This window comes from Amycolatopsis sp. NPDC051903 (assembly GCF_044452505.1).
In the GTDB taxonomy this organism is placed as follows: domain Bacteria; phylum Actinomycetota; class Actinomycetes; order Mycobacteriales; family Pseudonocardiaceae; genus Amycolatopsis.
Map to the genome: position 1 here is coordinate 3,118 of NZ_JBITBT010000083.1, position 1,793 is coordinate 4,910.

General features: G+C 55.5%; 2 rRNA genes (1 of these 2 running past the window's edge). Both read left to right on the forward strand.

Going from position 1 to position 1,793, the window contains the following annotated elements:
• Positions 1–1,595: ribosomal RNA gene (locus ACIA77_RS52210) — 23S ribosomal RNA — on the forward strand; it begins 1,345 nt to the left of the window's first position.
• 80 nt (positions 1,596–1,675) lie between these two features.
• Positions 1,676–1,792: ribosomal RNA gene (rrf, locus tag ACIA77_RS52215) — 5S ribosomal RNA — on the forward strand.
• Position 1,793: the final 1 nt, after the last annotated feature.

Consider the following 1,793-nt stretch of genomic DNA (forward strand, 5'->3'; position numbering starts at 1 on the left):
AGTATGTGCGCCCATGACGAGGCAGTTGATACTAACCACCCGAAGCCGGCATGGAAGTCTTCGGACGGATATGTCGTGTGGAGCGTGGGACCTGATGTTGTAGTAGTCAAGCGATGGGGTGACGCAGGAAGGTAGCTCCGCCAGGCGATGGTTGTCCTGGTGTAAGCGTGTAGGCCGAGTGGTAGGTAAATCCGCCACTCATGTGGCTGAGACGTGATGCGTAGCCGTTTGAGGCGAAGAGGGTGATCCTATGCTGCCGAGAAAAGCCTCTAGTGAGTGCATGCACGGCCCGTACCCCAAACCAACACAGGTGGTCAGGTAGAGAATACCAAGGCGATCGGGTGAACTGTGGTTAAGGAACTCGGCAAAATGCCCCCGTAACTTCGGGAGAAGGGGGGCCAAACATCTTGATGTCCCTTGCGGACTAGGGGTGGGTGGCCGCAGAGACCAGCGGAAAGCGACTGTTTACTAAAAACACAGGTCCATGCGAAGTCGCAAGACGATGTATATGGACTGACGCCTGCCCGGTGCTGGAACGTTAAGAGGACCGGTTAACTCCTTCGGGGGTGAAGCTGAGAATTTAAGCGCCAGTAAACGGCGGTGGTAACTATAACCATCCTAAGGTAGCGAAATTCCTTGTCGGGTAAGTTCCGACCTGCACGAATGGCGTAACGACTTTCCGGCTGTCTCAACCACAGGCCCGGCGAAATTGCACTACGAGTAAAGATGCTCGTTACGCGCGGCAGGACGGAAAGACCCCGGGACCTTTACTATAGTTTGGTATTGGTTTTCGGTTCGGCTTGTGTAGGATAGGTGGGAGACTGTGAAGCGGTGACGCTAGTTATCGTGGAGTCATTGTTGAAATACCACTCTGGTCGAATTGGGAATCTGAACCTCGGGCCATGATCTGGTTCAGGGACAGTGCCTGATGGGTAGTTTAACTGGGGCGGTTGCCTCCTAAAGAGTAACGGAGGCGCCCAAAGGTTCCCTCAGCCTGGTTGGCAATCAGGTGTTGAGTGCAAGTGCACAAGGGAGCTTGACTGTGAGACAGACATGTCGAGCAGGGACGAAAGTCGGGACTAGTGATCCGGCACCTCCTGGTGGAAGGGGTGTCGCTCAACGGATAAAAGGTACCCCGGGGATAACAGGCTGATCTTGCCCAAGAGTCCATATCGACGGCATGGTTTGGCACCTCGATGTCGGCTCGTCGCATCCTGGGGCCGGAGTAGGTCCCAAGGGTTGGGCTGTTCGCCCATTAAAGCGGCACGCGAGCTGGGTTTAGAACGTCGTGAGACAGTTCGGTCCCTATCCGCCGCGCGCGTAGGATACTTGAGGAAGGCTGTCCCTAGTACGAGAGGACCGGGACGGACGAACCTCTGGTGTGCCAGTTGTTCCGCCAGGGGCATGGCTGGTTGGCCACGTTCGGAAGGGATAACCGCTGAAGGCATCTAAGCGGGAAGCCTGTTCCAAGATGAGGTATCCCACCCCGTGTGGGTTAAGGCCCCCAAGAGACGATTGGGTTGATAGGCCAGAGATGGAAGCACAGTAATGTGTTGTTGAGTTGACTGGTACTAATAGGCCGAGGACTTGCCCACGAAGATGTTACGCATCCACTCTACAGCTCTGAAACACCACACCGTTGTGGAACATGATGGTGTGTGTTGTTTCGTAGTGTTTCGGTGGTTATAGCGCCAGGGAAACGCCCGGTCCCATTCCGAACCCGGAAGCTAAGCCTGGTAGCGCCGATGGTACTGCAACCGAAGGGTTGTGGGAGAGTAGGACGCCGCCGAACT